Source organism: Hydrocoleum sp. CS-953 (assembly GCF_002260545.1).
Taxonomy (GTDB): Bacteria; Cyanobacteriota; Cyanobacteriia; order Cyanobacteriales; family Microcoleaceae; genus Trichodesmium.
Genome location: NZ_LGSU01000810.1, coordinates 1 through 4781 on the forward strand (window position 1 = coordinate 1; position 4781 = coordinate 4781).

3 protein-coding genes and 1 pseudogene are annotated in these 4781 nt (G+C 36.5%); 1 reads left to right on the plus strand and 3 read right to left on the minus strand.

Features of this window, described 5'->3' with window-relative positions:
- The first annotated feature begins 376 nt into the window (after positions 1 to 376).
- Entirely contained in the window at positions 377 to 1021 is a 645-nt protein-coding gene (locus tag AFK68_RS10150; protein WP_094672603.1) for a hypothetical protein, read from the plus strand.
- Between the two features lie 560 nt (positions 1022 to 1581).
- Here the strand turns inward: AFK68_RS10150 and AFK68_RS10155 are convergent.
- From AFK68_RS10155 to AFK68_RS10165, 3 genes and pseudogenes are all read right to left on the minus strand, one after another.
- Positions 1582 to 2450: glycosyltransferase family 4 protein (locus AFK68_RS10155; RefSeq protein ID WP_143437753.1), on the minus strand; the 869-nt coding region annotated here is incomplete at its 5' end.
- Between the two features lies 1 nt (position 2451).
- Positions 2452 to 2878, minus strand: a pseudogene (locus AFK68_RS10160) (glycosyltransferase); the annotation flags it as partial.
- Positions 2879 to 3675: 797 nt separating this feature from the next.
- On the minus strand, positions 3676 to 4242 hold the full coding sequence (locus AFK68_RS10165; RefSeq protein WP_246844098.1) for a hypothetical protein: 567 nt from the start codon (positions 4240 to 4242) through the stop codon (positions 3676 to 3678).
- Between the last annotated feature and the right edge of the window lie 539 nt (positions 4243 to 4781).

The window sequence follows — 4781 nt, forward strand, 5'->3', positions numbered from 1 at the left end:
GTCTAATACTGAAATCAGATAAATTATTATAAGCTTTTATTATACACCACTATCTACTTTTCTTAGACCTTTACCAAATCTTTATATATTTAACAGGACTTACGCAGTACCTCTATATATAGAGTATAAATTGGTCATTATTCAAGAGATAGACACTATCATTAGTGCCGTTGCGTAAATCCTGTTTAATCTAATCGGGACTTATGCAAGCCATCTGTAAATAGTATTTTTTGTAGTAGCAATTGATGAATTGCCCCTACAGGTAGGGTATGTGCGTAAGTCCTGATAATCTCTAGCTATCTTCATCGAATCTTCAGATATAACTATCTATCCTTACGTTATGATACGGTTGTTGATCAATTAGGAGAAAACAGCAATGATAAAGTTAAAGGATCTAATAGCTTCAACAGTATTAGGTGCTGGTTTGTTTTTGATTAATCTAGCTCCAGCACAAGCCATAATTTTTAACTGGAGCTTTAGTAATAATGTTGGTGGAATAGATGGAACAGTTTCAGGAACATTAGAATTATCAGAAAGTAATGGAGATGGAGTTGCAGCAACATCAGTTATCCTGAAATCTACAACAAATCCAGTATTTGATGATTTAGTTGGATTTGATTTTTCTACAGTTCCAAACTTCCAGAATCAATTTAATGTGACAGGAGGAGAGATTACAGCAGCACTTTTTGGAACTGATTTCTTTAGTAATACAACTAATTTTAATCTAGAATTCAACTCAGAGGTATTTGGAGATCCAGATAGTCAAAATTTAGGTTTACTCACAATAGCTGGAAACCCACTACCCACTTCTATTGGTGGTGATGGAATTTGTCCTGAAAATTGTTTACAAACAGCTCCACTTTTTGGAGACAATACAGGAGAAACTGAGTTTGCTCCTACTTTTAATGCTGTACTTGAAACTTCACCTAATGCTGTACCTGAAACTTCACCTACTGCAGGGTTATTAGTTGTATTGGGATTAATTGGAGTCAGCCAACTTCGTAAAACAATTCGTAATTAGTTTGGATAAAAACTTTTACCGAAAAATTGTGGTTTAAACCCTCCCCTTTTAAGGGGATAATAAATAAAAATTTTNAATTTGTCCTGAAAATTGTTTACAAACAGCTCCACTTTTTGGAGACAATACAGGAGAAACTGAGTTTGCTCCTACTTTAATGCTGTACTTGAAACTTCACCTAATGCTGTACCTGAAACTTCACCTACTGCAGGGTTATTAGTTGTATTGGGATTAATTGGAGTCAGCCAACTTCGTAAAACAATTCGTAATTAGTTTGGATAAAAACTTTTACCGAAAAATTGTGGTTTAAACCCTCCCCTTTTAAGGGGATAATAAATAAAAATTTTCATGATTAGTCAATCCTCTTCTTTTCAAGGAGAGGTAATAATTAATAGTTAATAATTAATTATTAATTGTTGAAAAACATTCTGTGCCAATCAAGCACAGATGAAAAAAAATTCAAAAATGAATAAAGATACTGGTTTTGCCAGTATCTTTATTCACTATTTTATAAACTGAAATAATGACAATTGACCACTACCCATAATTTTACCCAATTGGCATTAAATCAAACTACTTAACTTTAGATTCCTTTCTCGTAAAACCTCATCATAAAGCATTTCCAATTGAGTAATATTTCGACTCAGAGTATAACGTTCCAAAACCCTTTGCCGAGCTTTTTGCCCCAAAAGAATACTTAACTCAGGATGATCCCTAAACACAGGCAATAAAGTTTGTAATTGGGTAGTAACATTATGAGTATTTAAAATTATACCAGCTCCTTTCTCCAACACCTCACCATCAGCACCCGCATCTGTAGCTACACAAGCTAAACCACAAGACATTGCCTCCAATAAAGCCAAAGACAAACCCTCCACCAAAGAAGGTAAAATAAATACATCAGCACCACGCAAAATTTCTATCCGTCGTTGCTCATCACTCACATACCCAAACCAACTAACTCCCTGAACATCGCCATAAAACATTTCCAGAGAAGCAGCTAATGGCCCATCCCCAACGATCGCTAAACAACTATCATTACCCATATCCGAATGTTTCCAAGCTTTGAGCAGAGATTCTACATTTTTCTCTGTGGAAATACGACCCAAATATAGAAACACACGGCTAGCATTTAACTCAGTCTTCAAACTAGAGACACCAGGAGAATACTTATCTGCATCTACTCCATTAGGAATAACTGCCACTTTTTTTTCAGGGACCCCCAATTTAATAAATAAATCTTTCTGTATTTCTGAAAAAATAATTACTCGGTCATAATTTGCTAGAAAAGGAGCATAGAGTTGATAGGCTAAAAATTGGGTTCCAGATTTAATATTCCGTGGTTTACTATCAAACTGGGCATGAAAAGTTGCTACTAAAGGAATATTTAACTCCTCACAAATTTCAGGTAATAAAAAATCTAGAGGAGATANGAAAAGGAGCATAGAGTTGATAGGCTAAAAATTGGGTTCCAGATTTAATATTCCGTGGTTTACTATCAAACTGGGCATGAAAAGTTGCTACTAAAGGAATATTTAACTCCTCACAAATTTCAGGTAATAAAAAATCTAGAGGAGATAGGGTAAGAGATGCGTGGACAATATCAGGCTTAAGTTTCTGTAGAGCCTGACTTAAGACTTTACTAGATTTAAGACTAGGTATGGTGTAACCCTGAGATTTATATATACAAGGTAGAGACACTTCCTGAAACTTTGGCCATTTGTCAGGTTCAGTATCTTCAGTTGCAAAGTGAAGGAAGCTAACCTGATAACCTCTATCCAATAGAGCATTGGTTATTTCTCTGGAGTAAGTGACGTTGCCACAAAAAGGATATTTTTTTCCAAGCCAAGCAATATGCATTCAGATGAACGGGCAGATATTATTATTGAGCGATTTTATCGTAAACAGACAAAAAACGTCTCAGTCTGTAAATAATACCATCTGCCATCTAAAAAGTTAGATTCAGTCTAGCTATTAGTCAGAAGTTGTAGGGGCGAATGGCCATTTGCTACCCACAACTTTCCTATTGGAATGCTCCGCATTCATGTCGGCTCAAGCGCCGAAACGTTTTACCGAAATATTGTGGTTTAAAGCCTCCCCTTGGATAGGGGATAATAAATAAAAATTTTCTTGTTTGTCAATCCTCTTCTTTTCAAGGAGAGGTAATTCGCGCATTCTTAATTCTTGAAATGTTCCGTAGGAAAACGCCCCTACAAGATGTATGGAACTTCAGAATTTTTTTGGGTCAACTTTCATTATTTCAGCGATCGCCACTGTGAAAAGTTTTAATTATCAATCTGAACTTCTAGTTTTAAATTTTTCAATTTTGTCATCAATCTCTGACAAAAAATGGCAAAAATTCCCTGAAATATTCAACGGAATTTCAATACTTTCCGCGTTTTCCATGATAATATGAATATAGTATAATCTAAGGCTTTTTCTGTTTACAAAAGATTTTATAGCCTGAAACGCTTATTATTTCGTTGTTTAGACAAGCGATCGCCTCTTATGGATTTAAGGATGACGAACTAATTTTTCTAAGTTATCCATATACTGATTTGACGTATTTGCAATTTTATGATATGATAAAATATTACTTACATTATCTGTAAATCTGGGCGGGATAACCATCCATCGACAGTTATCACCGATAGCCCTTATTTCGCTTGATACGGCAGAGATGAATGGTGCAGATTGATTTTCAGATCGCCGTTTTCATCGCGAACATAACCAAAAGAGTATTCTACCTTGATCTCGCTACCGTCTGTTTTGGTGAAAAAATACTCACCCATCGAGGTGGCTGTATTGCACTGGGTAATAATTCCTTCATTCTCAAAGCGCACTTTGTTATAGGGCGCAAGAGCAAAACCTTTATCTTCGCTGATGCTGCCACCGACAAAATAAGACAAAGCCTCTTTCTCTGTCCCTCTGAACGGATCATCGCTGGCCAGTGTAGGTTTGAACAAAACCGTACCAAGATCATAAGCATAAAGCCTGTCAAGAGTGCTTTGTGCTTCTGCTTCTGGGTTTTCTGCCTTGCCAATGGCGACAATGGCTTGGCCCCAGCTTTGCTGTGCAGCTAAAACATCGCTTTCTGTGACAGGATTTTCGCATGGCGCAGCCTGTGTCTGTGTCGTTTCCGGAGATTGAGGGTTCGTGCAACTAGCTATTATGGGTACTGTGGATAGGATTAAAAGTCCAAATAAATATGGTTTCATGGTCATCTTTTTCTTTTATAGGGCTAGGCGTAAATAGGTTAACCTATTTCTACCTAAAGGATTATAGATAATTTTCTTGAGAAAGTTGCTGAAATTGTTCATCATTTCTGGATAATTGGCCAAGGAAATAGATATAGCGCTACTTGAATAGGGAATAGGGAATAGGGAATAGGGAATAGTAAACTGTCAAAGGGTTTTTCCTGCGGAACGCTCCGCGTTTTCCTACGGAATGCTACGCAAACATGTTGCGAAGCAAAACAGGATTTAGAAATGTCCTAACCAATTAACCTAGTGCTATATTATTGAAAAATCATGGGCGTTGGTGATTTTGGCTATGATTTTTCCCAGCCTAGAAACCGGGTTTGTATTATACCAAGCGTGAAAAAAGAATGTTACGAATAGTAAGAGCGATAAAAAGACTTTATAGGAGATGTCTCTTGGACAAAAAATATGATTTATGACCTAAAAAACTATATTAAAGCCATTCCCATGCGACTCCGTACGGACGCCCTTATGCAACGTCCCTACCTCCTGACTCCTAAAAA

What these genes read in the sequence shown, in the direction of transcription:
- AFK68_RS10150 (WP_094672603.1), top strand. Translation starts at nt 377, where the DNA reads ATGATAAAGTTAAAGGATCTAATAGCTTCAACAGTATTAGGTGCTGGT.
- AFK68_RS10165 (WP_246844098.1), bottom strand. Translation starts at nt 4,242, where the DNA reads ATGACCATGAAACCATATTTATTTGGACTTTTAATCCTATCCACAGTA.